General features: G+C 59.6%; 1 protein-coding gene. It reads left to right on the top strand.

What is annotated here, in order from left to right:
- Positions 1-412: 412 nt before the first annotated feature.
- Positions 413-706, top strand: a 294-nt coding sequence (locus CAG18_RS25925) for a thiamine pyrophosphate-binding protein (protein ID WP_249791951.1), incomplete at its 3' end; no start/stop codon positions are given.

Here is a 706-nt window from a genome sequence, read left to right as displayed (position 1 = left end):
CCGATGGTAGTGTGGGGTTTCCCCATGTGAGAGTAGGTCATCGTCAAGATTCATTTCGCAAAACCCCTATCTGCGCATGCAGGTAGGGGTTTTGTCTTTGTGGCGCAAAAATTCCCGGGCATACGCAGTCCCTGGGGGAGCGGGTTCACCCGCGAACACTGGCATAGCCGGTGCCATCCACCACGTCGCCCGCTTCGCGGCGGTTCGACGCCTCGACACGCCTGCTCCCACCCCGACCGCAAAATACCCAGGTTGCGACAATATTCCCGTCACATTCACGTGACTTTCCCGCATCCACCCTACGTCAAGACTTTGGTTCGGGGCACTCTTGGCCCCGGGCTGAGCGATGCCAGCGTACCGTGCTGCGCATTTCCGGACTTCCACCGTCCCATCACTTGAGGTAGCAAGCAAGATGGCCAAGGCCGCCGATGTCGTTGTGCAATGCCTGGAAAACGAAGGTGTCGAGTATGTATTCGGTATTCCCGGTGAAGAAAACCTCGATCTGCTGGAATCCCTGCGCAAGTCGAAGATCAAGCTGGTACTGACTCGCCACGAGCAGTCCGCAGGCTTCATGGCTGCCACCTATGGTCGCCTGACCGGTAAGACTGGCGTCAGCCTGTCGACCCTCGGCCCTGGCGCCACCAACCTGGTCACCGCCAGCGCCTACGCCTACCTGGGCGGCATGCCGATGATGATGATCACCGGC

It is taken from the genome of Pseudomonas sp. B22(2017) (assembly GCF_002113105.1).
GTDB lineage: Bacteria > Pseudomonadota > Gammaproteobacteria > Pseudomonadales > Pseudomonadaceae > Aquipseudomonas > Aquipseudomonas asiatica.
Note: the sequence above shows the minus strand (reverse complement) of the source record. Positions and strands in the feature narration are given on the sequence as shown.